The following is a 24,955-nucleotide window of genomic DNA, read 5'->3' as shown; positions in this document are numbered from 1 at the left end:
GCCTGTCTTCACGCCGACGCCGGACGCCAGCCATGCCGGGGCTTTCACGTCGTCGCCAGACGGCTTCGGGCTGCCGTGCAAAATTTAAGGGCTTTGCCCATTCGATGGTAAAATGGCGCCTACGAAGGAGGAGCTTTTCATGGCGTACGATAAAATTATCATTCCCACAGATGGGGCTCGGATCAGTGTGCGCGAAGGCAAATTGGCAGTGCCGGACAATCCCATCCTGCTGTTCATCGAAGGCGATGGCATCGGGCCGGACATCACAAGGGCCAGTATGCGCATCTGGGATGCGGCCGTGCAGAAGGTGTACGGCGGCCAGCGCAAGGTGGCCTGGGCCGAGATTTATGCCGGCGAGAAGGCGTTCAACACCTACGGCGACTACTTCCCGCAAGAATCGCTCAACGCCATTCGCGAGTTCTACGTTGGCATCAAAGGCCCGCTGACCACGCCGGTGGGCGGCGGCTTCCGCAGCCTCAACGTCGCGCTGCGGTTGGAGCTGGATCTGTACGCCTGCGTGCGCCCCGTGCGCTGGTTCCCCAACGTGCCCAGCCCGCTGCGCCATCCCGAAAAAGTGGATGTCGTCATCTTCCGCGAGAATACCGAAGATGTTTACGCCGGCATTGAGTACAAGTCAGGCACGCCTGAAAATGAAAAAGTGGCGCGCTTCCTGCGTGAGGAGATGGGCGCGCGCTTCTTCGAGGGTGCAGGGATTGGCATCAAACCGATCAGTGCGTTCGGCACCAAGCGACTGATGCGCAAGGCTCTTCAATATGCGCTGGAGTACGGCCGCAAGAGCGTCACCCTGGTGCACAAGGGCAACATTCAGAAGTTCACCGAAGGCGCGTTTCGCAATTGGGGCTACGAGTTAGCCAAAGAGGAATTCGGCGATGTCACCATCACCGAGGACGAGCTGTGGCAGGCGCCCTACAACGGTCAGGCGCCCGCCGGCAAGATCGTCATCAAGGACCGTATCGCCGACATCATGTTTCAGATGATGCTGCTGCGGCCGGATGAGTTCGATGTCATTGCCACGCCCAACCTCAACGGCGACTACCTGTCGGACGCAGTGGCCGCCGAAGTGGGCGGCGTCGGCATCGCGCCCGGCAGCAACATCGGCGATCACATGGCCGTGTTCGAAGCCACGCATGGCACCGCGCCCAAATACTCCAACCTGGACAAGGTCAACCCCGGCTCGCTCTTGCTCTCCGGCGTCATGATGCTGGAGTACATCGGCTGGAAAGAGGCCGGCCAGGCCATCATTGACGCATACATCAAGACGGTGGAGCAGAAGATCGTCACCTACGACTTTGCCCGCCAAATGCAAGGCGCTACCGAAGTCAAGACCTCCGAGTTTGCCTCCGCCATCATCGCCAACCTGTAGTTCATGCAAAGTGCAAAGCACAGAATGCAAAACGCTGGCAGCACGCTGCCGCCTTGCATTCCACACTTTGCACTTTGTACTTTACTCGTTCTGCCTGTATAATCATTTGTGTGTGACTTTCTGAACAAACTGCGCTGCGTCATACCCCGCGGCGCGGTAGGGGTTTAGGATGTTACATCACTCAAGAGCCTGAGGAGCCTTCGGCATTTGGATCTAAGGCCTGGACTCAGGCAGCGGCTCGCGGCTTCGTTGCTGAAGCTGCGATGCAGTTCAACCACACAAGGAGGCTAGCTCGTTATGGCGGCGCTCGTTGAATCCCTGTGGCGGGGCATTACCTACCGGGGCCGTGAAGGTCACTGGGCATGGATGATGCACCGTGTCGGCGGACTCGGTATTCTTCTCTTTCTCTTTCTGCACGTGTTCGACATCTATTTAATGAACCTGGGCGAAGAGACTTTCTCGAAGTTCCTGTTTCTCTACAGCGGTCCCCCTTTCAAGGTCATGGAAGTCTTCCTGATCTTCGGCGTTATCTATCATGCGATCAACGGCCTCCGCGTCATCATCGTGGACTTCTGGCCTTCCTCCACCAAATACCAACGCTTGATGTACCGGATCGCGCTGGTCGTTGTTCTGCTCATCTTCGTGCCCGCGGCCATTGTCACCCTGAGCACGCTTTTCAAACCCGCGTAGGAGGAGCCATCATGAGTGCACTTTCGCAGTATCGTGTGCGCGGCCGCCGCTTCGAGGCGCTGTCCTGGTTTTTCATGCGCCTTTCAGGCCTGGCCCTGCTCTTTCTTGCCATGTTCCACCTGCTCTACATGCACCTGGTCTTGCGCGTCGAGAAAATCACGTTCGACGTGATCGTGCAACGCTGGACTGGGCCTTCCGGCTGGTTCTGGAGCCTTTACGACATGGCCTTGCTCCTGTTTGCCTTTATCCATGGCGCCAACGGCGCGCGCTGGGTCATTGACGACTACGTGCGCAGCCCAGGCTGGAACCTGGTGGTCAAGAGCCTTGTTTATCTCTTGGTTGGCCTGATGATCCTGATGGGCGTCATGACCATTTTTCGCTTCCAGATTAAGGCCTGAGACGGAGATCAACCATGCCAACCCATAAATTTGATGTCGTCATTGTCGGCGCCGGCGGCGCTGGTTTGATGGCGGCCCTGTACGCATCACAGGGCGCCAAGACGTGCGTAGTCAGTAAGCTCTATCCCACCCGTTCACACACCGGTACGGCGCAGGGCGGCATTGGGGCCGCGCTCGCCAACCTGGAAGAAGACCATTGGGAATGGCACGCCTTTGACACGGTCAAGGGCAGCGACTACATGGGCGATCAGGATGCCATTGACTTCATGTGCAAAGAGGCCGTCAATGTGGTCTACGAATTGGAGCACATGGGCCTGCCTTTTGATCGCACCGCAGACGGACGCATCTCCCAGCGTCCCTTCGGCGGCCACACCAACAACGTCACCAAGAAACCGGTGCGCCGGGCCTGCCATGCGGCCGATCGCACCGGGCACATGATCCTGCAAACCCTCTACCAGCAGTGCATCAAAAACAATGTCACCTTCTTCGATGAGTTCCATGTCGTTGACCTGCTCGTCACCGATGGCAAGGTAAACGGCATCGTGGCGTTGGAGATTGACACCGGCGAATACCACGTATTCCATGCCAAGGCGGTCTGCTTTGCCACCGGCGGCTTTGGCCGCGTCTGGCAGATCACCAGCAACGCCCACGCGCTGACCGGCGACGGCAACGCCATTGCTCTGCGCCGCGGCATTCCGCAGGAGGACATGGAATTCTTCCAGTTCCATCCCACCGGCATTTGGCGCATGGGCATCCTGATCACCGAAGCGGTGCGCGGCGAAGGCGGCGTGCTGATCAACGGTAAGGGCGAACGCTTCATGGAACGCTACGCCACCACGGTCAAAGACCTGGCCTCGCGCGATGTCGTCTCCCGCGCCATCTACCTGGAAATCATGCAGGGCCGCGGCGTCGAAGGCAAGGATTACGTTTACCTGGACGTGCGACCGGAAACCATCAACAAGTACGCAGAGATGGACGGCCGCAAGGGCCTGGATGGCAAGCCCATCCATGTCACGGCGGAGGAGATCGAAGCCAAACTGCCCGACATTGCCGATTTCTGCCGCACCTACCTGGACGTGGATCCGGTCAAACAGCCGATGCCCATTCAACCCACCGCGCATTACGCGATGGGCGGCATCCCCACCAACCTGGATGCGGAAGTGGTGATTGACGAAAACAACACGGTGCTCCCTGGCTTCTACGCCGCGGGCGAGTGCGCGTGCGTATCCGTGCACGGCGCCAACCGCCTGGGCACCAACTCCCTGGTGGACCTGGTGGTCTTCGGTAAGGTAGCCGGCGTGCGCATGGCCGAGTATGCCAAACAAGTTGACTTCACACCGCTGCCGGCCAATCCAGAAGGTGATGTCAAAGCTCGCCTGGAGGGCATTCGCAACGCGACGGGCAAGGAAAACGTGGCCGATATCCGGCGCGACATGCAGGTCATGATGATGGCCAATGTGGGCGTCTTCCGCACGGAGCAGCTGTGCCAGGAGGCGTTGAGCAAGCTGCGCGAACTGAAGCAGCGTTACCAGAACATTTCCATCATGGACAAGGGCAAACGCTACAATACCGAGCTGTTGGAAGCCTTTGAGCTGGGAAATTTGCTTGACCTGGCCTACGTTACGGCTGCGGCCGCGCTCGCGCGCACCGAAAGCCGCGGCGGTCATGCCCGCGACGACTATCCGAAGCGCGATGATGTCAAGTGGCTTAAGCACAGCCTGGCGCGCCTGGAAGATGACGGCAGCGGCGTTGGGGTGCAGTTGACTTATAAGCCGGTTACAATCACCAAGTACCAGCCAAAGGAGCGCGTCTACTAAACGCTGAATGTTGAACGAGGAATGCTGAATGTCGGCCCACACCGTGTCGGTTCAAGATTCAGCGTTCAGAATTCAGCGTTCCGTATTTGCCTGGGAGGCCCATGATGCAAGTTAGTATCAAAATTCAGCGCTTCAATCCTGAACAGGACAAGAAGCCTTACTGGAAAACGTATCAGGTCGAGGCGGCGCTCAATGACCAAATCCTCGACGTGCTGCACAAGGTCAAATGGTACCAGGATGGCACCCTGACGCTGCGCCGGTCCTGCGCGCACGGCATCTGTGGCTCGGATGCGATGGTCATCAACGGCCGCAATCGCCTGGCCTGCAAAACGTTGGTCAAGCACGTCGGCGCCAACATCACGGTGGAGCCGATTCGCGGCATGAAAATTGTCAAAGACCTGGTGGTGGACATGCGGCCCTTCTTTGCCAAGTATCGCTCTGTGCTGCCCTACCTGATCAATGACAGCCCGCCGCCGGATACCGAGCGCTTGCAAACCATCGAGGCGCGTGAGCGTTTCGATGACACTACCAAGTGCATCCTGTGCGCGTGCTGCACCACCGCCTGTCCCAGCTTCTGGGCCAATGAGGACTACGTCGGCCCCGCGGCCATCGTGCAGGCGCACCGCTTCATCTTCGATGATCGCGACCAGGGCAGGATGCAGCGCCTCGAAGTGCTCAATGAGCGCGACGGCGTCTGGCGCTGCCGCACCGTTTTCAACTGCGTCGAAGCGTGCCCACGCGACATTGACATTACCAAGGCCATCGGCGACGTCAAGAAGGCGCTGCTCTACAGCAACTTCTGATTCTGCGGCCTACGAAAGCAGCCACCAATCCACGCAGGTTGGACTTGGGATTCACTGCCGCGATTGCGGCGACAAACCACATCCTGCCAGGCGCCCCCTGGCAGGATGTCTATTTTCAGTAGCGCAATCCGCCAGATTGCACAGGTGGAAACCATGACGACTTCCCTTTTTCTGCCGGTCAGGGGTCGCCAGGCGCCGATCAACAGCCTTTCGCTGGGCGCCTTTCGGACGGCCTTTACGCTCCTGGCCTCGCCCAGCTTTGAAAGCCTGGCCGGCGACTACCGGGCGGAGTTCGTGGGGCCAGCCTGGCTGCGCCGCTTTGCGCCCCCTGGCCTGGTCATCACGCCCCTGGCTGGCTGGCTGGGCAAGGCTTTTGACAGCCAGGGCCACGGCGTCAACCTGGTGCGACGCCGTGGGGTGGTGCAGCGCGTGCTGCCCATGACCGCACAATGGCTGCCCTCGCGCGTAGATGGCCGGCCGGGCATCACCCTCAACTACGCGCCTGGCTCGCCGTTTCCCTTCGCTTACATCGTAGATGAGCTGCGCATGATTGACGAGGACACTCTGCTCGGTCTCAGTTTTGCCGCCGTGCCCTGGCTCGCGCGCCTGCCGATTCCCTTCTTGCTGCGCCGCATACCAGTTGCCTTTGGGTGAAACTCGCCGTATCGTGGCGGTAATTTGACGGGATCATGTGATGAGGTGTAAAATCTAGTCAGACTAGACTGATACAACTAAAGGGAGACAACTTCATGACACAAGTTTGGCAATTACAGGAAGCAAAAGGTAGATTCAGCGAAGTGGTAGAAGAAGCCGTAAAAAATGGGCCACAACTAATCACAAAGCGTGGCATAGAAACGGCGATCGTTTTGTCTTTTGCGGACTATCGGAAGCTACTGCTACGTCAGAAGAAACTGTCAGAGTTTTTCCGCGATTCACCGCTGGCTGGCGCTAATCTGGATTTGACACGAGATACTAGCCCACTGCGTGATGAGGTGGTCCTGTGAAGTACCTCTTCGATACCAACGTAATCTCAGAATTTGTCTCTGCACGTCCCAACGAGCGTGTTATTGCCTGGATTGATGCCGTTGATCCTGACAGCGTGTACCTCAGTGTTGTCACAATCGGTGAGTTGGCCAAAGGCATCGCGAAACTATCCGAGTCAGTGCGCAAAACTGCGCTTCATCGCTGGCTGACCGAAGATCTACTGATTCGCTTTGAAGATCGTATCTTGGCGCTGAACGTCCCCGTGATGCTTGCCTGGGGAGAATTAACCGGCCGCCTGGAGCGGAGCGGGCGCCCGTTACCAGCAATGGATTCACTCATTGCGGCCGTTGCTCTGTATCATCAGTGCACCCTGGTAACGCGTAACGATGTTGACTTTCGAGACACGGGCGTCCCCGTCCTCAATCCCTGGCTGTGACTCTCACCTGGAGGCGGCTAAGTCTATGCCCAGCATCTATCTGCCGCTGATCGAGATTGCGCCAATGGCAGCGGGGAATACAGCACAACATTGACATAAAACTAGGCGCGGGACTGTGATGTCAAGATTGGGGATGCGCGCATGGCCTACGATGTAATCGTGATCGGCGGGGGGATCGCCGGCTCAGCCCTGGCCACGGTGTTGGCCAATCAGGGAATTGAAGTGCTCGTGTTGGAACGCGAGCGGGTCTTCAAGGATCGGGTGCGCGGCGAAGCAATTCATCCGTGGGGCGTGGCCGAGGCGCGGGCGCTGGGGCTGCTGCCCGCCATGCTCACCTGCGGCCGCGAAGTGCGCTACTGGACCACCTCGTTTGGCGCGCCGCCCGGCGACCGCCGAGACTTGATCCTCACCACGCCGCATCAAGCTGGCGCTTTGACCTTCTATCATCCCACGATGCAGGAGACCTTGCTGCAAGCCGCTGCGCGCGCCGGCGCCAGCGTGCAGCGGGGGGCCGCCGTGATTCACGTGGAGCCTGGACATCCGGCCACGGTGCAGGCTGAGATGGACGGTCAGCTTGAGACCCTGCGCGCCAACCTGGTGGTGGCGGCCGATGGCCGCCTGGCGCGTTCGCGCGGTTGGGGCGGTTTCATCGTACAGCGCAAGCCCCATCCGCTCTCGATTGCTGGGGTGCTGCTGGAAGGCGTACAAGCGCCGGAGGATTCCGTCCATGTGCTCTACTACCCGCCGCGTGCGCGCGCAGCGATGCTCTTTCCGCTCGGCAATCAACGCTTTCGCACCTACGTCGTTTACCCCACGGAAACGACGCCGGTCAGCCTGGGTGGGCACCGCAACCTGACGCACCTGCTGGCCGTTTGTCAAGAGATCGGCGTGCCGCCTGCCTGGTTCGACGGGGCGCGCCTGGGCGGTCCCATGGCGACTTTTGACTGCGCCGAGGCCTGGGTCGAGCATCCGCACGCGCCCGGCCTGGTGTTGATTGGCGATGCGGCCATGGCGCCCAACCCAATTTGGGGCTGCGGACTGTCGTCGGTGTTGCGGGATGTACGCACGTTGGCCGGCGCGCTGCTCAGCCAGACCAATTGGCGGCAGGCTGGCCACGCGTACGCGCTGGCGCACGAGCATGATCGCCGGGCGTTATTGCGCGCGGAGGATGTATTGACGCGGCTGCTGTTCGAAATGCACACGGGCGAGGAAGGGCTGCGCCTGCGCGTTTCGCCGCGCCAGGTGATTGGCCCGGCGCGGCGGCTGGACATCGTTGGCATGGGCCCAGACGCGGCGCGTGTCTTGTAATCGAGCCTGACAAAGACAGGATTGACAGGATGAACAGGATTGTCTTATCCTGTCATCCTGTCAATCCTGTTCATCCTGTCAACAACACTGCAATCAGCGTGCGGCGTTGCTGTTCATGTTGGCGTTGCGGCTGGAATCCGAGGTCTGCGCCGGGTCACGCATGCCGCTCGTGTGACACCAACCGGTCTTGTGGCCCAGGTTGTTGGCGCCGGACAACTGCGCATACGCCTGCTCCACCACGCCGTCCTCAGGGTCGCTCAGGAATGGATCGGTGGCGATATTGCAATAGTCGTAGCGATACCAGACGTCGGTAAAGGACGTGGTGTGATAGTAGACCTTAGCCCGCGCCCAGGATGGGATGCCAGCCAGCCAGGTCGCAGCCCCGCTGTAGGTCAGGTCGTAGTTGGAACCGCAGCCCGCGCCAAAGATCTGGCCGAGCAGCGCCAGATTGCCGGCCAGGTTGGTGCCCTGGTACGGCGTCCCCACCGACTGAATCAGGCGCGGCCCGGTCGCATTGTCCAAACCGCTCCAGTAGTAGGTGTACAGGTGCAGCGAGGCCGCGCCGCCCTGGCTGTGCGCCACGACGCCAAACGAGGTCCAGGCCGCGCCAAAGGTCTTGATCAGGTTGGCGAACTGGTCGTGCGTACGGTTGCGATTCAGATCAGCAAAGAGCGACGCATTGGTGAACTGCGCCAACGGCCAGGGATTGCTGGATGAACAGTAGCCATGCACCAAGAGCAGGCGCCCGGCGTTCGGCGCGTCGGCCTTGGCCAGATTGGCCGGCCGCGGCCCCATGCGCATCTCCTCCGTAATTTCAGCCACGGCGCCCTTGGCCGCTTCCGGCAGGCTTCCCATCTTCAACGCCATCTGGTCCACCTGCGCCAGCACCACCGACGTGTCCACATCTTGCACGCGCACGTTGCGCAGCTCGAACGCGCCGCGGGCGCCGGCCAGCGCCAACCAGCGGCCGTCCAGGCTCAGCGGCACACTCGCGCCATCGGACGTCACGATGCCGCCGATCCAGGCCGCCGGCTGACCCGCGCTCCAGACCTCGGCGTAGGCGTTGACGCGCTGACCGGCGGCCAGGCCGCTGACCGGCGCGACCACGGTCAGGCGCATGCTGTCGGCCACGCGGGCCTCCGCGCCGCCGCTCAGACTGACGTTGGCGGCCAGGATCGGGAACGCGTGCTCGCCTGTGCGGATGAACGCCGCGCCCTCTGGCGTCGCGCCCGTGACCGTGACCTGCGCCGTGTAATCGCCGGCCAGGGACGGCACAAAAATCGCGCCAAAGACCCCGTCGCCCGCGGCGCCATCGGCGTGGCGGCCGTCATCGGCCAGGCGCAGTGCCTGCGACGCGCCGTTTGGGCCGCGCAACGTCGCGCTGGCCTCACGGATGGAGCCGGCCAGCGCGGCCGGCTTCGCACTGTCGCTCGCCTGGCGCTGATCGAACAACGAGGCGACCAGGCCGATCTCCTGACCGACCACCAGGCGCTGAGTATTGACATAAGTGTAGAGACGATACGGCGATTGGCTGGAAACAACCAGGAAACCTTGCACCGAGCCCGAGACGGCCGCAGGGGCGGTCACCATGACCTGCCACAGTCCCGGCCGCGCGGCGTCGAACGTGAAGGCTTGCGCGGGATGGCTGACGCCATCCAGACCGACGGCGGCTTCCTGGGCAGTGACGCCGGCGCTGGCGCTGTCCTTCTGCCACTTGACAGAACCAGCATCAGGCATCATCACGTCGAGCTGCCAATCGGCGGCCGTGGGGGAGAGGAGCAGCAGTTTGAAACCCGCGGCGTCATCCACCGCGATTTGGCTGCGCCAGGCGCCGTCTGCGCCGAAGGTAATCGGCAGCATCGCGGCATGGGAACGAACGCCGAGCGTGTCGGCCGCGGGCAGGCGCATAGCAGCCATTTCCGCGGCCGGGCCAGCGAGTTGTTTGGTCGGAAGTGAATCGGCGGCGCGCGCGACGGGCGTCGCCGCCGCGGGCAACAACAACGAGACCGCAATCAGCAGGACAAAGACCATTCGACGATGCATCGTTGCAAGGCTCCTTTCAGTTGGACGAACCGATGGGAAAATCAGCAGGAAAACGTGCGGGGAGTATACCACGCGTGGATAACGGAGCAAATTACAGGCAGGATTCCTGAACGCCAGGACGCCAGGGCGCAAAGAAGCGGAGTTTTGCCACGAATGACACGAATTGGACGAATTGGCCCTGATGAATTCGTGAAATTCGTCCAATTCGTGGCAAAGTTCGGGGTGCCCCTCACGCCGATGTGATGATGAGCGCCAGGGCCAACGCCAGGGTGATGGCGCCGAGACCGAAGAGCAGTCCGGCGATGGTCAGCCAGCGCGCTTTGACCGCCAGCAGGGCATCGAGTTCCTGGCGCATGAGGGTCAGGTTGTACGCATAGCGCTTGAGGCGCCGCGGCGCGGTGGTGATCGCGGCCGCGACCAGGGCGAGCACGTAGCAGACGAGCGCGGCCGCGGCCAGGCCCTTGACCCAGGCGTGGCCGGCCAGGTAGGCCGGGGGAAACTTGTCGCCCAGGGCCAGCAGCGCGACCAGCACGCCCAGCAGCGCGGTGACCAGCTCGATGATGCGCTTGGCCGCGCTGTCGAAGAAGTCGAGCTGCTGCTTCTCGATCTCGTCGAAGGTCGCGAGCAGCCGTTCATCGGCCGCGTCGAGCGGCTCGGAGGGCAGCAGGGGGCCGTCCGCGCTCATGTCACGCCGCCGCAGTTGACCTGCACCTTGACCACCAGCCCGCAGCCGGGCGAGCGGCAGGGCAGGGCCAGGGTGTTCAGCCCGTTCTCCCCGCGATAGACGACGCGATACTTGGCGCACGCGTCCTGGCGGTTGTACCAACTGATGTGCCCCTTCGAGCACTTGAACGCGAACCGATCCTCGGTCGCGTCCGGGGTCGTTGTCGTTTCATCCATGGTTGCATCTCCTGTTGTTGTCTCTGCGCTCCGCCGCGCAGTAATTTACCACAGAGAACGCAAAGAACACATAGAACGCGTAGTTTTCATTGTTAATCAAGACACTTTGGTGTTTGGCGTCACCATGGGACAGAAATTCGGAATGATGAACGCTGAACGATGAATCACAGGGGGACGATCGTTTACAGTGTAATGGGAGAAAGAACGATTGTCAAATCAATCAGATATTGCGCCATATCTCATTTTGAGATATACTCGTGCCATGCACATCATCTCACGGAAGACGCTGCGCGAATTCTGGGAACGTTATCCTGATAGCGAAGGCCCGTTGTTGCGTTGGTACAAAATTATCGAGCGTTCCGAGTACAGCAGCTTCACCGCGCTACGCGCAACCTTTCCGTCAGCAGATTTGGTGGGGGACTTGGTGGTCTTCAACATCGGAGGCAATAAGTACCGTTTGATTGCGTCCGTTCATTTCAATCGAGGCAAGGTGTACGTTCGGCATATATTGACGCATAGCGATTATGACCGGGGGGAGTGGAAAAAATGAGTGTGCTGATTCAGAACATGCAAGCGCAGTGGGCTGCCATAAGCCCAATCTTCACGATTCGCAACGAGCATGAGTATCAAGTCGCCGTGGAAAGGCTCAACCGCCTGATTGATGACGTGGGAACTGACGAGACCCATCCGTTGTACGACTTACTCGATACACTGGGTGTCGTGATCGCCGCTTACGAGGAACGGCACTATCCAATGCCACGCAGCAGCGGAACGGATGTGCTGGCTTATCTGATGCAAGAGCACGGGTTGACGCAAGCAGAATTGCCTGAGATTGGGTCGCAAGGGGTGGTATCAGAGATTCTGGCGGGCAGGCGCGAGCTGAATGTGCGTCAGATTCGCGCCCTGGCCGATCGCTTTCATGTCTCGCCGGCTGTTTTCTTCTAGTCCGCACGTGGGTGGTGCGGACTGCGCACCACAGGGGCCATTTGACAGGAGGATCGCTTTGGCGTACAATGCTTTTTAAGCGGTACAAGTTTAGTTGTGCGATGTAAAAAGAGATAGGCCGAGCCAGCCAGACCCTGCCGTGACCGCCCCATCGTGTGGCTGCCATCAAAGGCCAGCGGAGCGTTTCGCATGTCAAACACCAATACATCACCGGCCATAACAACCAGCATCGAGCTGTTTTTGGGCGACGCGATGCTCGGCGCCAGTCAAACACGCGCCGCGTATCGCACCGCATTGAACGCCTTTGTGCTCTATCTCGAACAGGAGTGCGAAACGGACGCCAAGACCACCCTGCCCCAGGCGTTGACGGTGGATCAGATTCTCACGTGGCCCACCTGGTTGCTCGACGAGCGCGGGGTCAGCCAGCGCACCCTGCAAACCTACTTGGCGGCGCTCGTGCGTTATGTTGAGTTCTTGCAGATTCGAGATTGGCTGGAGCTGAGCGGCCAGCAGGCCGTACGCCTGCGCGAGGGCCTGCGGCGAACGCGCAAGGCGCAGCGGCCGGCGCAGTTGCTGCCGCATCCCCCCACCGCGGCCCAGGTGCAGCAGTTGATCGAAGCAGCGCGCCAGCGCGCTGTAGCGCCAGACAACGAGCGCGCGAGCCTGGCGCGTCTGCGCGACATCGCGTTGATCGAAGTACTGCGCTGCACTGGGCTGCGCATCAGTGAAGCGGTTGGGCTGAAGCGCAAACAGTTGCGTCAAGAAGTCGAGGGCGCGTATACGGCGTGGATCGTGGGCAAAGGGCGCAAGGAGCGACAGGTATTCTTCGACGCCGCCGCCTGGCGCGCGGTTCAGGCGTATCTTGAGGCGCGCAAGGCGCTCGACGGCGCGACAGGGCGGCCACTGGGCGAATTGCCGGTCTTTGCCCGTCATGACAAGCGCTCAGGCGGCAAGATCTTGCGGCTGAGCACCGAAGCTGTCGAGCGCATGTTCCAAACGCTGGCCGCGGCCGCGGGTCTCGGAGATGCAGGCATCACACCCCACGCTTTGCGCCATTTCTTCGCCACGAAGGTCTATCAAACCACCCATGATCTGAGCGTGACGCAAACGGCGCTCGGCCACAGCTCGCCTGTCACCACAAGAGTCTATGCGAAACTGGAAGACGGCGCCGTTCGCGCCGCCCATCAAGCCGCGTTTGGCAGCCCCAAAGGACCGCTGAATGAGGAACGCTGAATTGAGATCGGAGATCAGAGACCGCTGAAAATGGAGCGAGCTTTGCACTTTGCACTTTGCACTTTGTGCTATGCGCTCTGCCCTATTCAGCATTCAGCTTTCCTCATTCAGCATTGCCGCTTAACGCCGGTAGCGCGCAAACAGCGGCGCGACCCGCGCCGGCAGGCGCCCCACCAGCGTGGTGCCCGTGCCGTCATGCTTCTCTTCTTCGATCAGCCCTCGCTGATGGAACAGCGCGACCAGGTCGCCTTCACGGTACGGGATGTGCACCTTGATCGGGATGAACTCCTCGGTCAGAAGTTCTTCAATCGCCACAATCAGGTTCTCCAGCCCCTGCCCCGTCAGCGCCGACACGGGGATACTGTTGGGAAATCGGGCGCGCAGCTCCTGCGTGCGCTCAAGCCCCTCTGGCGGCAGGCGGTCTATCTTGTTCAGCGCCGTGATGATCGGCTTGTCGGTCACGCCGATCTCTTCCAGCACCTCTTCCACCGTCGCGGCCTGCTCCAATGCGTTTTGATGCGTTATGTCAATAACATGCAGCAGCAGGTCGGCCTCGCCCACCTCTTCCAGGGTCGCACGAAACGCGGCCACCAGGTCGGTGGGCAGTTTCTGAATGAAGCCTACGGTGTCGGTCAGCAGCACTTCGCGGCCGCCTGGCAGCACCAGCCGCCGGGTCGTGGGATCGAGCGTAGCGAAGAGCTGATTCGCTGCGTAGACCTCGGCGCCGGTCAGTGCGTTGAGCAAGGTGGATTTGCCCGCATTCGTATAGCCAACCAGGGACACAACTGGAATCGCGGCCTGGCGCCGGCGCTGGCGGTACTGCTGGCGGTGCTTGCGCACCTCCTCCAACTCCTGCTTGAGGTGCGTGATGCGTCGGCTGATTTCGCGCTTGTCCACTTCCAATTGGGTTTCGCCTGGGCCGCGCAGACCAACGCCGGCGTTGCCGCCACGGCCGCCTCCCCCACCCGCCTGACGCGCCAGGTGCGTCCATTGTCGCGTCAGGCGCGGCAGGCGGTATTCGTACTGCGCCAGTTCCACCTGCAGCGCGCCTTCGCGCGTGCTGGCGTGCTGGGCAAAGATGTCCAGGATCAGCGCGGTGCGGTCCAGCAGCTTGATCTCCAGCCCCAGCAGCTTCTCTAATTCGCGCTGCTGACGCGGCGACAGTTCTTCATCGAAAATGACGATGTTGGCCCCACTGGCGGTGCACAGGGCGATCATCTCCTCGACCTTGCCTTTGCCGATCAGCGTCGCCGGGTTGATCTCGTGCAGATTTTGCGTCAACGTCGCCACCACGTCCACGTCCACGGTGCGCGCCAACTGCGCCAACTCGGCCATCGAGTCTTCGAGCGTCCAGGGCGTATCCTGGTTCGGCAGTTCGACGCCGACGAGCAAGGCTACATCACGGGGCTTATCGGTTTCTATCAGATGCGCAGAAATAGTCGTTCTCCTATGCTTTACCAGCGAAAGGCGCCCACGCGCCCCATCGCTTCTCGAATGCGTTCGGTCTCCATCCCCAATGAGACGCGCACAAAGCCCTCGCCGTGCGCGCCAAAGGCAGAGCCGGGCGTCAGGCTGACGCCCGTTTTTTCCAAGAGCAGGGTGGCAAAATCAGCCGCGGTGAAGCCAGACGGCACATGCGCCCAGACGTAGAGGCCGGCTTTGGGCGCTTCGACCTGAATGCCGGCCGCCGCCAGACCGGCCAACACCAGGTCGCGCCGCGCCTGGTAGATGGCGTTGCGCGCTTGCAGCCAGGACTGATCGCCCGTCAACGCGGCGATGGCGGCCTCTTGAATCGCCGTGAAGATGCCGGAGTCCGCGTTACTCTTGATGAGGGTCAGCGCCTTGATCGCCGTCGGATTGCCCACGGCCATGCCCACGCGCCAACCAGCCATGTTGTGCGATTTGCTCAGTGAGTTGAACTCGATCGCCACGTCCCTGGCGCCTGGTACGGACAGCAGGCTAGGCGCCCGATAGCCATCGAAGGTCACGTCACAGTACGGCGCGTCATGGCACAGCAGAATCTCGTAATGACGGACAAAGGCCACCGCCTTCTCAAAGAAAGCCAGGTCGGCCGTTGCGCCGGTCGGATTATTCGGGTAATTCAGCCACAACAGGCGCGCGCGCTGCGCCACCTCGACTGGGATGGCGTCCAGGTCAGGCAGGAAGTCGTTTTCCGCGCGTAACGGCACGGAATAGGCATCGCCGCCTGCGATGAGCGCCGCCATCTGGTAAACCGGGTAGCCAGGGTCAGGCACGAGCGCCAGGTCGCCCGCATCGAGCCAGGCTACCGTCAGGTTGACGATGCCCTCTTTGGAGCCGATCAGCGGCAGCACCTCATGGTCGGGGTGCAGGCTGACGCCGTACCGCCGTCCGTAATAGGCGGCGATGGCCTGGCGCAGGGCGGGTGTCCCCGTGTAACTGGGATAGCCGTGCACATCAGGCCGTTGCGCGGCCGCGGCCAGCGCTTCGATGATGAAATTGGCCGGCGGCAGATCGGGGCTGCCGATGTCGAGGCGAATGACGTCCATGCCCTGGGCTTCCAGCGCACGGATGCGCGCGGCCAGGGCGGCGAAAACATAAGGAGGAATGCGGTCAAGCCGATGTGCGGGACGCAGAGTCATGCGTTACCTCGTCTCCTCAAGCCAATACTCCAGCACGCGCCCCACACGTTCCAGGCTGTCCGCGCTGAGCTTGTCGGCCGTGTCTTGCGTCGTATGCCAGTAGGGGTAGTCGAAATCAATGATGTCCACGGCCGGGATGCCGGCTTCTTTGAAGGGAATATGGTCATCCACCATAGTCCACTTGGGCTGCGCAATGAACGCGGCCTGGTAGCCGAGCTTGGCGGCGATCTGCCACAACTGCTGCTGATATTTCTCGTTGGAATTGCGCTCCAGGTAGAGTTGCTGATTGGCGTCGCCGATCATGTCAACGACCACCGCCACTTCCGGGCGCGCCCCTGCTGGCAGGTTCTGCGCCATGAAGCGCGAGCCAGCGATGAAGTCCCAGCCGTTGATGCGGCCATTGTCCTCCGCATCGAAAAAAGCCAACCAGACATCGTCCTGCATCACCGCAGCATCGAGGCTGCGCGCCAGCTCCAGCAGAACCGCGACGCCGCTGGCGCCGTCGTTCGCGCCGGGCACCGGTTCGCTGCGTCGGGTGACATCGGGGTCGTTGTCGGCATAGAGCCGCGTATCGTAGTGCGCGCCAATCAGGATGATTGGACGCTTCGTGCTGGCCGTCTTGGCTTGCGCGGGCCGTCGGGCCAGGATATTGCGCGCGGGGGTGTCTCGATAGGTGAAGTCCTGGATGGTGGTCTGCCAGCCGAGCGACTGCAACGTCTGCGTGATGTAATCGCCCAGGCGCAGATTGGCCTCGCTGCCCGTTGGCCGCGGGCCGAAGCGCATTTGCGCCTGCACCTGTTCCAAGGCCAGCGCGCCGTCGAAGGTTTGGCGTGGGATCGGCGTTGGCGTTGGCTTCGGTATGGCTTCATATCCGATGTAGCCAAAAAAGGCCAGCGCGGCCGCCAGGGTCACCAGGAGTGCTATTTCAATGAAGCGAATTCGTGACATGAATCCTCAGTTGTGCTGAGCGCATCATGATGCGCCAGAATACCTCGTCGACAGGTCGAGGACTGCAAGCCGCGGCGCCGTGACTAAACCTCGGCATCGTCCGCGCCGGCTTTACCGCGGAATACCAGCTTGATCGGCGTGCCCTCGAACGGGTAATGTTCACGGATGCGATTCTCCAGATAACGCTCGTAGGAAAAGTGCAGCAAATCGGGATCGTTGACGAAGATTACAAAGGTGGGCGGGTTCACGCTGGCCTGGGTGACGAAGTAGAAGCGCAGGCGCCGACCGCCCTTGAAGCGGGGCTGGTTGGCGTCCACGGCGCCGCGCAGCAGGCGGTTCAGCTCGCCCGTGGGGATGCGCACGCGGCGTTCCTGGACAACCTTGAGCGCGGTGGGCAGCACGGAGTTGACGCGTTGGCGCGTCTTGGCGCTGATGAAGATGACCGGCACATAGTCCATGAAGCGCAGTTCGCTGCGCACCATGTCGCGGTAGGTGTTCATCGTGTGCTCATCCTTTTCGATGGCATCCCATTTATTGACGATGACTACTGCGCTTTTCTGCTCTTCCAGGATGAAACCCGCGACATGCGCGTCCTGCGCCGTGACTTTCTCCACCGCATCCACCAGCAGGAGCACCACATCAGAGCGTTCGATGGCCTTGAGCGCGCGCAGAACGCTGTACTTTTCGATGCCGACCTCGATCTTACCGCGGCGCCGGATGCCGGCTGTGTCAATCAAGGTGATCGTCTGCCCGTCGTAAGTCAACGAGGTGTCAATCGCATCGCGCGTGCTCCCCGGGAGATCGCTGACAATCGCGCGGTCGTGGCCCAGCAGGGCATTGAGCAGTGAGGACTTGCCCACATTGGGACGGCCCACAATGCCGATTTTGACGGAATCGTCGGTCGCTTCCTCGGTCACCGGCGGTAAACGCTCGACAATTGCGTCGAGCAGGTCGCCGGTGCCAGTGCCATGAATGGCGGAGACCGCCAGCGGCTCACCCAGGCCCAATTCCCAAAATTCGACCGCAGCCTGGCGGCGCGCCTCATTGTCAGCTTTGTTGGCGCACAGCACCACCTTGTCGGCCACGCGGCGCAGAATATCGGCCACATCACGATCGCCTGCGGTGACGCCTTCTTCGCTGTCCACCACAAAGACGACCGCGTTGGCTTCCTCGATGGCGATGAGCGCCTGCTCGCGAATCTCACGTACATAGCCTGACGAAGCTGTCGCCAGGGCGGCCGGCTGTTCAGGCGTCGGCCGCGGAGGTTGAGTCAATGCCTCCAAGCCGCCGGTGTCAACCAGCGTAAAGGGTACGTTGGTCCATTGGGCTTCGGCATAGATACGGTCGCGGGTCGTGCCAGGCAGATCTTCCACGATCGCCAGGCGTTGACCCACCAGGCGGTTAAACAGGGTGGACTTGCCCACATTGGGCCGTCCTACCAGCGCAACAATCGGTTTTGGCATAAGTTTTCGCTATCTTCGTTCTTTGGTCGCTACCGCGGCGGCGGCACCACGGGCGTTAGCTTGGGCGTTGGCGTCACGGTCCACTGCGGCCGGCGAGTTGTCGTTGCCGTGGGCGTCGGCGATTGTGGCCCACTGGTGGCCGTCACCGTGGCCGTTGGCACTGGCAGCAAGCGCACTTCCACCGGCACGGTGCGTGGGACGATGCTTTCAGTGCGCAAGCCCTCTGGCACGATCACTTCTGGCTCCAGGTTGTGCAGCCCCGGTTCGAGGCCCACCAGGTTGAGTACGACCCGCACATCCCCTGGCTTCAACGTATTCAACCGCGGCACCGGCCCTGCCAGCACGATTTCCACCGTTTGCAGATTGGTCGTGACCGTGTAACCTTCACCCAAACCCAAAAAAACCGGCGAACGGCTGACCGTAATGCTATCTTCGAGCGGCGTGATGCGAATGTGCACGGAGACGCTCTGTGTATCGCCGATCACCGAGATGTTCTCCGGCAGGTCCAGGCCGACGCGCTCGATGACATCGCTGACCGCGCCTTCGATGCTGAAGGGCAAAGTCCCGATGTAACCAGGCAGGCTGTTGATGGTGGCAGGGCTTCCGTAGACCACCACTTCTGGCGGCTCAACGTCAATGTTCGTGTAACGGTAGCCGGCCGCGGGCTGGCCGGTGCGCTTGGGCACCACAGGCAAGACGCGATAGCCGGGCCGTTGTTCAACCGTAGCCGAGATGACCACGGTGGGCGGCTCGATCGTCAGGCCGTTGCGAATCTCTTCGCCTTGCAGGTCGAACAGCAGGACGGGGCGGCGGACGGTCACCGGCGCCGTGACGTTGGACAGCGAAACCTGGGCCACCACGGAGGCGACCTGTTCCACGAGCTGCCTTGCGCCGCTGACCGTCACTGTCATCGGCTGCGCCACCTGCGGCGACGGTAGATAGTAGCTAAAGGGCGGCTGTGCGGTGATGTTGATCTGCACCGGCATTTGGCGATCCACGAGCGGCTCAAGCACAACCGATACATCCTCCGGCTGACGACTGACGATCGTGACCCGCGGATCGCTGCTGGTGACTTTCAAGGGGATGTTGTAGGTGCCGGCCTTGAGGCCGCGCAAATCGAGCTGCGCCGTGAAATTGGAAGGCGCCAGCGTGGCCCAACTTGACTGCGGCGCGCGAATCCGAATTTGGACGCGCTCCAGCAGGCCGCCAAACGGCACCACGCCTTGATCAGGCCCGATGCGCGTGATGGGGATCAGGCGGTCGTAGGTGTTTTCAACCGATGGATCTTGGTGCTGGACTGCCACGACCCAGACAATCAGCGCCAAGATAAGCGCCAGGGCAATAGAGCCTAAATTGTTGAGAAAATCTGAAATGCTGTTCATCGCTCATCTCGCGGCGCCGCGCGGCGCGGCTCATAGAAGGCCTGCAAGATCTTGCGCAACCGTTTTTCATCTAGTCGGCGCACGATGCGGCCGTGACGTGAAACCGAAATGATGCCAGTCTCCTCTGACACAACCACGGCGATGGCGTCGTTTTGTTCGGTGATGCCGACCGCGGCGCGGTGGCGCGTCCCCATCTGCGTGTCGGCAAACTGACGCTGGGTGAGCGGCAGTACGCAGCCAGCGGCCAGAATGCGATCGCCGCGCACGATCACCGCGCCGTCGTGCAGCGCCGTGTTCGGGAAGAAAATGGTGAGCAGCAGCTCACGTGAGACAACCGAGTCAAGACGCGTGCCAGTCTCGATATACTCTTCCAGGCCCGTGGCGCCTTCCAGGACAATGATGGCGCCATGTCGGCGCTCAGAAAGGGTATCCACGGTGCGCAGCAGCTCGCTGACCAGGAATTCGGTGGTGGCTTGCGATGCGCGGCGTCCAAATAACGGCGCCGTGCGGCCAAGTCGTTCGAGCGCGCGTCGCAATTCCGGCTGAAAGATGACGGGAATGGCGACCAGGATGACATTCAACGAATTATTGACCAGCCAGCGAAAGGCCGTCAGCTCGACCATGTTCGAGATGAGCACCACCACGAACGTGAGAACCAGGATACCGCGTAACAGTTGGACAGCCGCCGTGCCCCTAAACAAGCGCAGCAGGGTGTAGAAGATGAGCGCCACCAACAGAATGTCGGCGGCGTTCTCCCACGTAAAGCGGCTAAAAATTCTGGTTATCTCGATCAAAACGAGCGAACTCCATGCCTGAGGGCAGGATACGGAATTCGATTGGCCCTGTGCCTGCTGAATCCCGCCCTCACGTACCAGTTCAGGTCATCAGGAGGGCCAAAATTGCTTTCTGACAGTGCATGCGATTCTCGGCCTGATCCCACAGCGCCGAATGCGGCCCATCAGCCACCGCGTCGGTGATTTCCTCGCCGCGATGCGCCGGCAGGCAGTGCATGACGATGACATCGTCATTGCCGCTGGCCTCGACAAGTGCCTCGTTCACCTGGAAAGGCGGGAAGACCTGACGCCGCCGGACTGCCTCTGCTTCCTGACCCATGCTGGTCCACGTGTCGGTATAGATCACATCCGCGCCGCTCACCGCCGCCTGGGGATCGGTTGTCAAAACGACGTCCGCGCCCTGCTTACTTGCTTCAGCGGCCGCGGCCGCGCCAACCTGGGGCGCCACGCTGAAACCAGGGGGCGATGCAATGGCGATAGACATGCCAACCTTGGCGCTGGCTTGCGCCAGAGAGACCGCCACATTGTTGCCATCACCCACGTAGGCCAATTTGAGTCCCGCCAAGCGCCCGTATTTCTCGTAGATCGTAAACAGATCGCTGAGCGCCTGGCAGGGATGGCTGAAATCAGACAGGCCATTGATGACCGGCACGCGCGAGTATTGAGCCAATTGCAGAATATGTTGATGATCGAAGGTGCGGGCCATGATGGCGTCTACGTAACGGGAAAGAACCCGCGCCACATCGGGCACACTCTCGCGTGCACCGAGCGAGATTTCATTGGGCGAGAGATAGAGCGCGTGACCGCCCAGGTGCTGCATTGCCATCTCGAATGACACCCGTGTGCGTAACGAAGGTTTCTGGAACACCATGCCCAGGGCCTTGCCGCGCAGAATGGGCGCGTTGCCACCCTGGCGCCACTCCGCCTTCAGGGTTTCGGCTGTATGCAAGATCTGCCACACATCATCGGACGACAGATCGCTGATATCTAACAAGTGACGCATAAGAACGACTCTCCTTGAAAAAAGTGTGAGTTCTATCTCAAGACGAAACGACGGGGTTGCGCAGTTCGCCAATGCCGCTGATCCGCACCACCACGTGATCTCCCGCCTGTAACGGCCCGACTCCGGCGGGGGTTCCGGTCATCATGATGTCGCCTAGCTCCAGGGTCATGACCTGCGTGACGTAGGCGATGAGTTGGGCGACCGAAAAGATCAGGTCGGCGGTCGTTCCCTGCTGGCGTACAACGTCATTGACCAGGCATGTCACCGCGGCGTGCATCGGGTCGAGATCGGTTTCAATCCAGGGACCAAGCGGGCAGAAGGTGTCGAAACCCTTGGCGCGCGCCCATTGACCGTCCTTGCGCTGCAAGTCACGTGCAGTGACGTCGTTGCCGCAGGTGTAGCCAAAAATCACATCGAACGCTTGCTCCACCGGCACATGCCGGCAGCGGCGGCCAATCACCACAACCAGTTCCCCTTCATGCTCAATCTGCGCCGATAACGGCGTTAGTTCGATGGCCTCGCCTGGGGCCAGGAGCGCGCTGGGCGGTTTGAGAAAAATCAGCGGCTCCGTAGGCACAGGCGCGTGGTGCTCGGCGGCATGCGCCGCGTAGTTGCGGCCGATACACACGATCTTACTCGGCTCGCACGGCGCCAGCAGTCGCGCGTCTGCCAGCGGCACGGCCGCGCCGCGACTCATGCGTACGCCGTCGAACGGAGGCCCAGCCAGCGGGCGAATCATGTCGCCTTCGACGAGACCGTAGCCGCGGCTGGTCTGATGTTCATAACGGACAATTCGCATCGGTTGCCTCATCAAGATAGTTCGGTGTCATTCATTACCAGGTGAAACTGGCAGTGCAGCAGCGCCGCGGCCTTGCGCATCATGACCATCCGGCTCAGGAAAATCTCGAAATACTCCATGACCGTCGCGACGCTGGTGTCAATGTTCAAGGCCAGGGTGATCGTGCGCTGCTCCGGGTCCACCAAGACAGTCGAACGCGTGGCTGCAAAGTTCACGCGATCATGAATGTCAAAGCTGGCCCGATCTGGATTTTGCACGCGGCTGCGGTGCACATCGGCCTTGTCCGCAATGATGACCGCCGCGGCAATCGGGTTGGTTGGGATACCACGCTCTTCTTCGTGATTGCCGATCGCGCCCATCACCAGGGCCACTTCGTCTGGCGGCATTCCCAGTCGCCGCAGTATTTGCCAGGCGATTTGCGCGCCAGAAAGTGCGTGGTAATCACGATGGATCAAGTTGCCGGTGTCGTGTAGATAACCAGCAATCTCGGCCAACTCAACATCGCGCACGCTGAAGTCCAGTTCGGCCAGCACCCGCGCTGCTTCTTTGCCCACGCGGCCCGCGTGACGGGGGCCGTGTTCGGTATAACCCAGGGCTTTGAGGCTCTCATTCGCCCGGTCAATAAACGCCGCGACTTCGGGGTCCTGCCTTACCTGTTCAATCGTCACCATGGCCTGTCCTATCAAACGTTCCTTGTTTCAGCCTCTAGCACTCACTACCCGGCGGCCGCCACTGCCAGGGTGATCAGCAACCAGGGATGGATTTGCGCCCAATCGGCCGGCCGCAGCGCGCCTGGGCGGCCCAAGCCAAACCAAAATGGAATCGAAGCTGCCATGCCGGTTAGGCCAGCGGCGACCGGCGCTCCTTGCACGACTAAGGTGCAAACGACCAGCAGCAACCCGACTGGGGCTAACCAAGTCACCGGTGTGTGCTGCGCGCTGCGCACAAGGCCCCACACGAGAACGGTGAAGCCTACAACCAGCGGCAAGGTCAGCGTCGTCATGGGACCAACCAGCGACTGACCGAGCAGCCACGGGATCGTCACCATCATGAGCGCTTGCAGACTGGCGGGCGCACGATGCCGCCGTCGAACCCAAGCCAGGCCCAGCAGGCTGACCAGAACAACCGCCGCCGTCAGAATCAAAGCGCTGCGTCCCAGGGGCAGCGCCAGCAGCCCAGACAGCATCAACGCCAACGGCCAACCTTGCAGCGCATGACCGGGCTGCGCTTCGTCGCTGAGCCAACGCGCCAAGCGCGCCGCTGGCGCGTGAGGGGTTGCATACGGTAAACGCATCTGTTTATGCGGCGCAGGGACTGCCATCGGCGCCGCGCCAGGATCATGGCGCAGGACATTCCAAAACGCGCCCCAAATTGAATCGGCTAAGATGACAGCCGTCGCCAGCTGCAGAAGAAAGAAGCCGCTCCAGGCGGCCGGCCGGCCATGCCACGCGGCCGCCAAGACCACCCAGGCTGGGCCAATTCGCCAGATCACCGGGCTCATGTTGACCCGCAGCGAAATCAAAGGCGCGCCAATCAAAGCGATGCGCGCGTCATCTCTGGCGCTCAACCGGGAAGTGATCGGAGAGATCTCCGGTTCTGTGCTGCTGATTTGTGCCAACCTGGCCCGGTCTCCTGGAACGATTTCTGCTGCCCAGCCAGCAATGCTGGCAGATTATACCACAAAGCCAGCCCGATGTCCGTATCAGCCAAGGCGGGCGTTACGGCCCGCAGCGCCGCCAGCCGATCAGCTCTCTCGTCCTGCGATGCGCTTAGACAATCAGCTCCAGCCGGGCAGGTTGGATGGAAATATCGAGGCGTTTGGCGTCTGTGTAGATGACCTCGCCGTCCGCGTGAACCGGCAGCGGATAGTCTGATTCCACGGTGACATGGGTGGTGCGCGTGAGCATGATGGCTGGGTCATTCTTGTGCGTGCCGCGCATGACCTTGGGCAGCAGCTTCAGAATCTGCAGGCGCGGCAGGGCATTAGCGACGCCCAGGTCGAGCAAGCCATCATCCTGGATCGCGTCCGGGGTGACGAAAAAACCGCCGCCCGTACGTCGTCCGTTGCCGACAGAGACCATGAGCAAGGGACGGGTCACCTCGCCCTCGTTCCAGGTCACGCGCATGACCGGCGAGGGATAGTGCGCCAAGGCGCGAATGACAGCGATGAGGTAGAGCAAGGTGCCGCGCAGGCGCTTGATCTTGCGGCTCTCAATCGTGACCTGGGCCTCGAACCCGGCGCCGACGTTATTGTCGAAATAGCGGCCGTTGACGACGCCTAAGTCAATGAGGCGCGTGCGGCCGCGCTTGATTGCTTCACACGCCGCCATGAGCTGATTAGGCACGCCTGCGATCTCCGCCATGTCGTTCGCGGATCCCACCTGCAGCACGCCGAGGACGCCCGCAGTTGCCTTGCCCATATCATCGGCGGCCAACGCCAGGCCATTGACGACTTCGCTGACGGTGCCATCGCCGCCGGCGGCCACGACCACCCGGAATCCGTCGTGGCTGGCCCGGCGCGCCATCTCAATGGCCGCGTTTGGTTTGGACGTCACTTCCAGCACAAACGGAATATCCAGAGACGTCAGTGCGCGCTCAATGGCGCCACGCGAACGCTCGGCCAGCCAGCGGCCTGCATACGGATTGAGAATCACCTTGATCGTGTCCATCGTATCTCCTTCTTTCCTGTTGTGGGATATGGGGCAACGCTCATCTGGCGCATCTAGACAAAATACCATGCGCCCTGCCAAACTGCACAAGAAGTGCAGCGCAAAGCGCATGGTATCATGCAAGTGGGGATCAGATCCTCCATTTCAACTTGAGGAAAAACGTGCACTTTACGCCCGCTTGCAGGCTAGATGGTACCCCCGGCAGGAATCGAACCTGCGACCCGCTGTTTAGAAGACAGCTGCTCTATCCTCTGAGCTACGAGGGCGTCAGTCTGGATTCTACCAAACCCCTGTCAGGTTGACAAATGAGCTAATTGCGATGCCCATCACGTGTT

The 24,955-nt window shown here is 61.2% G+C and carries 25 protein-coding genes, 1 tRNA gene and 1 pseudogene; 12 read left to right on the top strand and 15 right to left on the bottom strand.

The genetic code is table 11. The features are described from left to right. Positions 1-139: 139 nt before the first annotated feature. The 9 genes and pseudogenes from icd to ACPQ6D_RS05675 form a co-directional block, all read left to right on the top strand. A pseudogene (gene icd / locus ACPQ6D_RS05715) lies at positions 140-1,381 on the top strand (isocitrate dehydrogenase (NADP(+))); the annotation flags it as partial. A 300-nt stretch (positions 1,382-1,681) separates the two neighbouring features. Further along, entirely contained in the window at positions 1,682-2,074 is a 393-nt protein-coding gene (sdhC, locus tag ACPQ6D_RS05710; RefSeq protein ID WP_423223335.1) for a succinate dehydrogenase, cytochrome b556 subunit, read from the top strand. Between the two features lie 11 nt (positions 2,075-2,085). Further along, positions 2,086-2,472 (top strand): succinate dehydrogenase/fumarate reductase transmembrane subunit, encoded by a 387-nt coding sequence (locus ACPQ6D_RS05705; RefSeq protein ID WP_423223334.1) that lies wholly within the window; start codon positions 2,086-2,088, stop codon positions 2,470-2,472. 14 nt (positions 2,473-2,486) lie between these two features. Then, entirely contained in the window at positions 2,487-4,289 is a 1,803-nt protein-coding gene (locus tag ACPQ6D_RS05700; RefSeq protein ID WP_423223333.1) for an FAD-dependent oxidoreductase, read from the top strand. A 104-nt stretch (positions 4,290-4,393) separates the two neighbouring features. After that, positions 4,394-5,092, top strand: coding sequence for a succinate dehydrogenase iron-sulfur subunit (locus tag ACPQ6D_RS05695; protein WP_423223503.1), 699 nt, complete (start codon positions 4,394-4,396; stop codon positions 5,090-5,092). Between the two features lie 153 nt (positions 5,093-5,245). Beyond that, a complete protein-coding gene (locus ACPQ6D_RS05690; protein ID WP_423223332.1) occupies positions 5,246-5,746 on the top strand; it encodes a hypothetical protein in 501 nt (166 codons plus the stop codon). Positions 5,747-5,841: 95 nt separating this feature from the next. Then, positions 5,842-6,096: a type II toxin-antitoxin system Phd/YefM family antitoxin gene (locus ACPQ6D_RS05685; protein ID WP_423223331.1), complete on the top strand. Its 255-nt coding sequence runs from the start codon at positions 5,842-5,844 to the stop codon at positions 6,094-6,096. After that, positions 6,093-6,512 carry a type II toxin-antitoxin system VapC family toxin gene (locus ACPQ6D_RS05680; protein ID WP_423223330.1) on the top strand — a complete coding sequence of 140 codons (420 nt, stop codon included), beginning with the start codon at positions 6,093-6,095 and terminating at the stop codon, positions 6,510-6,512. Before ACPQ6D_RS05685 ends, ACPQ6D_RS05680 begins: the two co-directional genes overlap by 4 nt. 141 nt (positions 6,513-6,653) lie before the next feature. Then, positions 6,654-7,820 carry an FAD-dependent oxidoreductase gene (locus ACPQ6D_RS05675; RefSeq protein ID WP_423223329.1) on the top strand — a complete coding sequence of 389 codons (1,167 nt, stop codon included), beginning with the start codon at positions 6,654-6,656 and terminating at the stop codon, positions 7,818-7,820. A 93-nt stretch (positions 7,821-7,913) separates the two neighbouring features. Here the strand turns inward: ACPQ6D_RS05675 and ACPQ6D_RS05670 are convergent, their stop codons facing one another. From ACPQ6D_RS05670 to ACPQ6D_RS05660, 3 genes are all read right to left on the bottom strand, one after another. Further along, positions 7,914-9,863: a choice-of-anchor X domain-containing protein gene (locus ACPQ6D_RS05670; RefSeq protein WP_423223328.1), complete on the bottom strand. Its 1,950-nt coding sequence runs from the start codon at positions 9,861-9,863 to the stop codon at positions 7,914-7,916. Between the two features lie 229 nt (positions 9,864-10,092). Next, complete coding sequence (locus ACPQ6D_RS05665) at positions 10,093-10,548, bottom strand: hypothetical protein (RefSeq protein WP_423223327.1); 456 nt, start codon at positions 10,546-10,548, stop codon at positions 10,093-10,095. Then, on the bottom strand, positions 10,545-10,763 hold the full coding sequence (locus ACPQ6D_RS05660) for a hypothetical protein (RefSeq protein WP_423223326.1): 219 nt from the start codon (positions 10,761-10,763) through the stop codon (positions 10,545-10,547). The genes ACPQ6D_RS05665 and ACPQ6D_RS05660 overlap by 4 nt, the downstream gene beginning before the upstream one ends. 208 nt (positions 10,764-10,971) lie before the next feature. Between ACPQ6D_RS05660 and ACPQ6D_RS05655 the strand changes: the two genes are divergently transcribed. From ACPQ6D_RS05655 to ACPQ6D_RS05645, 3 genes are all read left to right on the top strand, one after another. Continuing rightward, the gene (locus ACPQ6D_RS05655; protein ID WP_423223325.1) at positions 10,972-11,313 is read left to right on the top strand and encodes a type II toxin-antitoxin system HigB family toxin; all 342 of its coding nucleotides are present in this window, start codon (positions 10,972-10,974) and stop codon (positions 11,311-11,313) included. After that, the gene (locus ACPQ6D_RS05650) at positions 11,310-11,708 is read left to right on the top strand and encodes a helix-turn-helix domain-containing protein (RefSeq protein WP_423223324.1); all 399 of its coding nucleotides are present in this window, start codon (positions 11,310-11,312) and stop codon (positions 11,706-11,708) included. The genes ACPQ6D_RS05655 and ACPQ6D_RS05650 overlap by 4 nt, the downstream gene beginning before the upstream one ends. 189 nt (positions 11,709-11,897) lie before the next feature. Then, positions 11,898-12,941, top strand: coding sequence for a tyrosine-type recombinase/integrase (locus ACPQ6D_RS05645; protein WP_423223323.1), 1,044 nt, complete (start codon positions 11,898-11,900; stop codon positions 12,939-12,941). Positions 12,942-13,061: 120 nt separating this feature from the next. On the opposite strand, the gene hflX is transcribed toward ACPQ6D_RS05645, so the two are convergent. The 12 genes from hflX to ACPQ6D_RS05585 form a co-directional block, all read right to left on the bottom strand. Then, entirely contained in the window at positions 13,062-14,333 is a 1,272-nt protein-coding gene (gene hflX / locus ACPQ6D_RS05640; protein ID WP_423223322.1) for a GTPase HflX, read from the bottom strand. Between the two features lie 62 nt (positions 14,334-14,395). Further along, a complete protein-coding gene (locus ACPQ6D_RS05635; RefSeq protein WP_423223321.1) occupies positions 14,396-15,562 on the bottom strand; it encodes an LL-diaminopimelate aminotransferase in 1,167 nt (388 codons plus the stop codon). A 3-nt stretch (positions 15,563-15,565) separates the two neighbouring features. Beyond that, on the bottom strand, positions 15,566-16,510 hold the full coding sequence (locus tag ACPQ6D_RS05630; protein ID WP_423223320.1) for a M28 family peptidase: 945 nt from the start codon (positions 16,508-16,510) through the stop codon (positions 15,566-15,568). Positions 16,511-16,593: 83 nt separating this feature from the next. Further along, entirely contained in the window at positions 16,594-17,973 is a 1,380-nt protein-coding gene (gene der / locus ACPQ6D_RS05625; protein ID WP_423223319.1) for a ribosome biogenesis GTPase Der, read from the bottom strand. A gap of 29 nt (positions 17,974-18,002) precedes the next feature. Further along, positions 18,003-19,355, bottom strand: a complete 1,353-nt coding sequence (locus ACPQ6D_RS05620; RefSeq protein ID WP_423223318.1) for a CdaR family protein — start codon at positions 19,353-19,355, stop codon at positions 18,003-18,005. Next, the gene (gene cdaA / locus ACPQ6D_RS05615; protein ID WP_423223317.1) at positions 19,352-20,149 is read right to left on the bottom strand and encodes a diadenylate cyclase CdaA; all 798 of its coding nucleotides are present in this window, start codon (positions 20,147-20,149) and stop codon (positions 19,352-19,354) included. The genes ACPQ6D_RS05620 and cdaA overlap by 4 nt, the downstream gene beginning before the upstream one ends. An 82-nt stretch (positions 20,150-20,231) precedes the next feature. Continuing rightward, on the bottom strand, positions 20,232-21,152 hold the full coding sequence (argF, locus tag ACPQ6D_RS05610; protein WP_423223316.1) for an ornithine carbamoyltransferase: 921 nt from the start codon (positions 21,150-21,152) through the stop codon (positions 20,232-20,234). Between the two features lie 37 nt (positions 21,153-21,189). After that, on the bottom strand, positions 21,190-21,951 hold the full coding sequence (locus ACPQ6D_RS05605; RefSeq protein ID WP_423223315.1) for a fumarylacetoacetate hydrolase family protein: 762 nt from the start codon (positions 21,949-21,951) through the stop codon (positions 21,190-21,192). Positions 21,952-21,962: 11 nt separating this feature from the next. Next, positions 21,963-22,622: an HD domain-containing protein gene (locus ACPQ6D_RS05600; RefSeq protein WP_423223314.1), complete on the bottom strand. Its 660-nt coding sequence runs from the start codon at positions 22,620-22,622 to the stop codon at positions 21,963-21,965. A gap of 44 nt (positions 22,623-22,666) precedes the next feature. Continuing rightward, positions 22,667-23,569, bottom strand: a complete 903-nt coding sequence (locus tag ACPQ6D_RS05595) for a hypothetical protein (RefSeq protein WP_423223313.1) — start codon at positions 23,567-23,569, stop codon at positions 22,667-22,669. Positions 23,570-23,720: 151 nt separating this feature from the next. Beyond that, positions 23,721-24,620, bottom strand: coding sequence for a diacylglycerol/lipid kinase family protein (locus ACPQ6D_RS05590; RefSeq protein ID WP_423223312.1), 900 nt, complete (start codon positions 24,618-24,620; stop codon positions 23,721-23,723). 190 nt (positions 24,621-24,810) lie between these two features. Beyond that, a tRNA-Arg gene (locus tag ACPQ6D_RS05585) sits at positions 24,811-24,886 on the bottom strand. Positions 24,887-24,955 lie beyond the last annotated feature (69 nt).

It is taken from the genome of Candidatus Amarolinea aalborgensis, assembly GCF_900491745.1.
GTDB lineage: Bacteria > Chloroflexota > Anaerolineae > SSC4 > Amarolineaceae > Amarolinea > Amarolinea aalborgensis.
The sequence above is the reverse complement of the archived record's forward strand: the minus strand, read 5'-3'. Positions and strand labels throughout refer to the sequence as shown.

Excerpts from the sequence above, each read along its gene's own strand:
- sdhC (WP_423223335.1), top strand. The coding sequence starts at position 1,682 with ATGGCGGCGCTCGTTGAATCCCTGTGGCGGGGCATTACCTACCGGGGC.
- ACPQ6D_RS05605 (WP_423223315.1), bottom strand. The coding sequence starts at position 21,951 with ATGCGAATTGTCCGTTATGAACATCAGACCAGCCGCGGCTACGGTCTC.
- ACPQ6D_RS05630 (WP_423223320.1), bottom strand. The coding sequence starts at position 16,510 with ATGTCACGAATTCGCTTCATTGAAATAGCACTCCTGGTGACCCTGGCG.
- ACPQ6D_RS05695 (WP_423223503.1), top strand. The coding sequence starts at position 4,394 with ATGCAAGTTAGTATCAAAATTCAGCGCTTCAATCCTGAACAGGACAAG.
- ACPQ6D_RS05660 (WP_423223326.1), bottom strand. The coding sequence starts at position 10,763 with ATGGATGAAACGACAACGACCCCGGACGCGACCGAGGATCGGTTCGCG.
- ACPQ6D_RS05705 (WP_423223334.1), top strand. The coding sequence starts at position 2,086 with ATGAGTGCACTTTCGCAGTATCGTGTGCGCGGCCGCCGCTTCGAGGCG.
- ACPQ6D_RS05675 (WP_423223329.1), top strand. The coding sequence starts at position 6,654 with ATGGCCTACGATGTAATCGTGATCGGCGGGGGGATCGCCGGCTCAGCC.
- ACPQ6D_RS05635 (WP_423223321.1), bottom strand. The coding sequence starts at position 15,562 with ATGACTCTGCGTCCCGCACATCGGCTTGACCGCATTCCTCCTTATGTT.
- ACPQ6D_RS05590 (WP_423223312.1), bottom strand. The coding sequence starts at position 24,620 with ATGGACACGATCAAGGTGATTCTCAATCCGTATGCAGGCCGCTGGCTG.
- argF (WP_423223316.1), bottom strand. The coding sequence starts at position 21,152 with ATGCGTCACTTGTTAGATATCAGCGATCTGTCGTCCGATGATGTGTGG.
- ACPQ6D_RS05600 (WP_423223314.1), bottom strand. The coding sequence starts at position 22,622 with ATGGTGACGATTGAACAGGTAAGGCAGGACCCCGAAGTCGCGGCGTTT.
- ACPQ6D_RS05700 (WP_423223333.1), top strand. The coding sequence starts at position 2,487 with ATGCCAACCCATAAATTTGATGTCGTCATTGTCGGCGCCGGCGGCGCT.
- ACPQ6D_RS05690 (WP_423223332.1), top strand. The coding sequence starts at position 5,246 with ATGACGACTTCCCTTTTTCTGCCGGTCAGGGGTCGCCAGGCGCCGATC.
- ACPQ6D_RS05650 (WP_423223324.1), top strand. The coding sequence starts at position 11,310 with ATGAGTGTGCTGATTCAGAACATGCAAGCGCAGTGGGCTGCCATAAGC.
- ACPQ6D_RS05620 (WP_423223318.1), bottom strand. The coding sequence starts at position 19,355 with ATGAACAGCATTTCAGATTTTCTCAACAATTTAGGCTCTATTGCCCTG.
- ACPQ6D_RS05670 (WP_423223328.1), bottom strand. The coding sequence starts at position 9,863 with ATGCATCGTCGAATGGTCTTTGTCCTGCTGATTGCGGTCTCGTTGTTG.
- der (WP_423223319.1), bottom strand. The coding sequence starts at position 17,973 with ATGCCAAAACCGATTGTTGCGCTGGTAGGACGGCCCAATGTGGGCAAG.
- ACPQ6D_RS05685 (WP_423223331.1), top strand. The coding sequence starts at position 5,842 with ATGACACAAGTTTGGCAATTACAGGAAGCAAAAGGTAGATTCAGCGAA.
- ACPQ6D_RS05665 (WP_423223327.1), bottom strand. The coding sequence starts at position 10,548 with ATGAGCGCGGACGGCCCCCTGCTGCCCTCCGAGCCGCTCGACGCGGCC.
- ACPQ6D_RS05645 (WP_423223323.1), top strand. The coding sequence starts at position 11,898 with ATGTCAAACACCAATACATCACCGGCCATAACAACCAGCATCGAGCTG.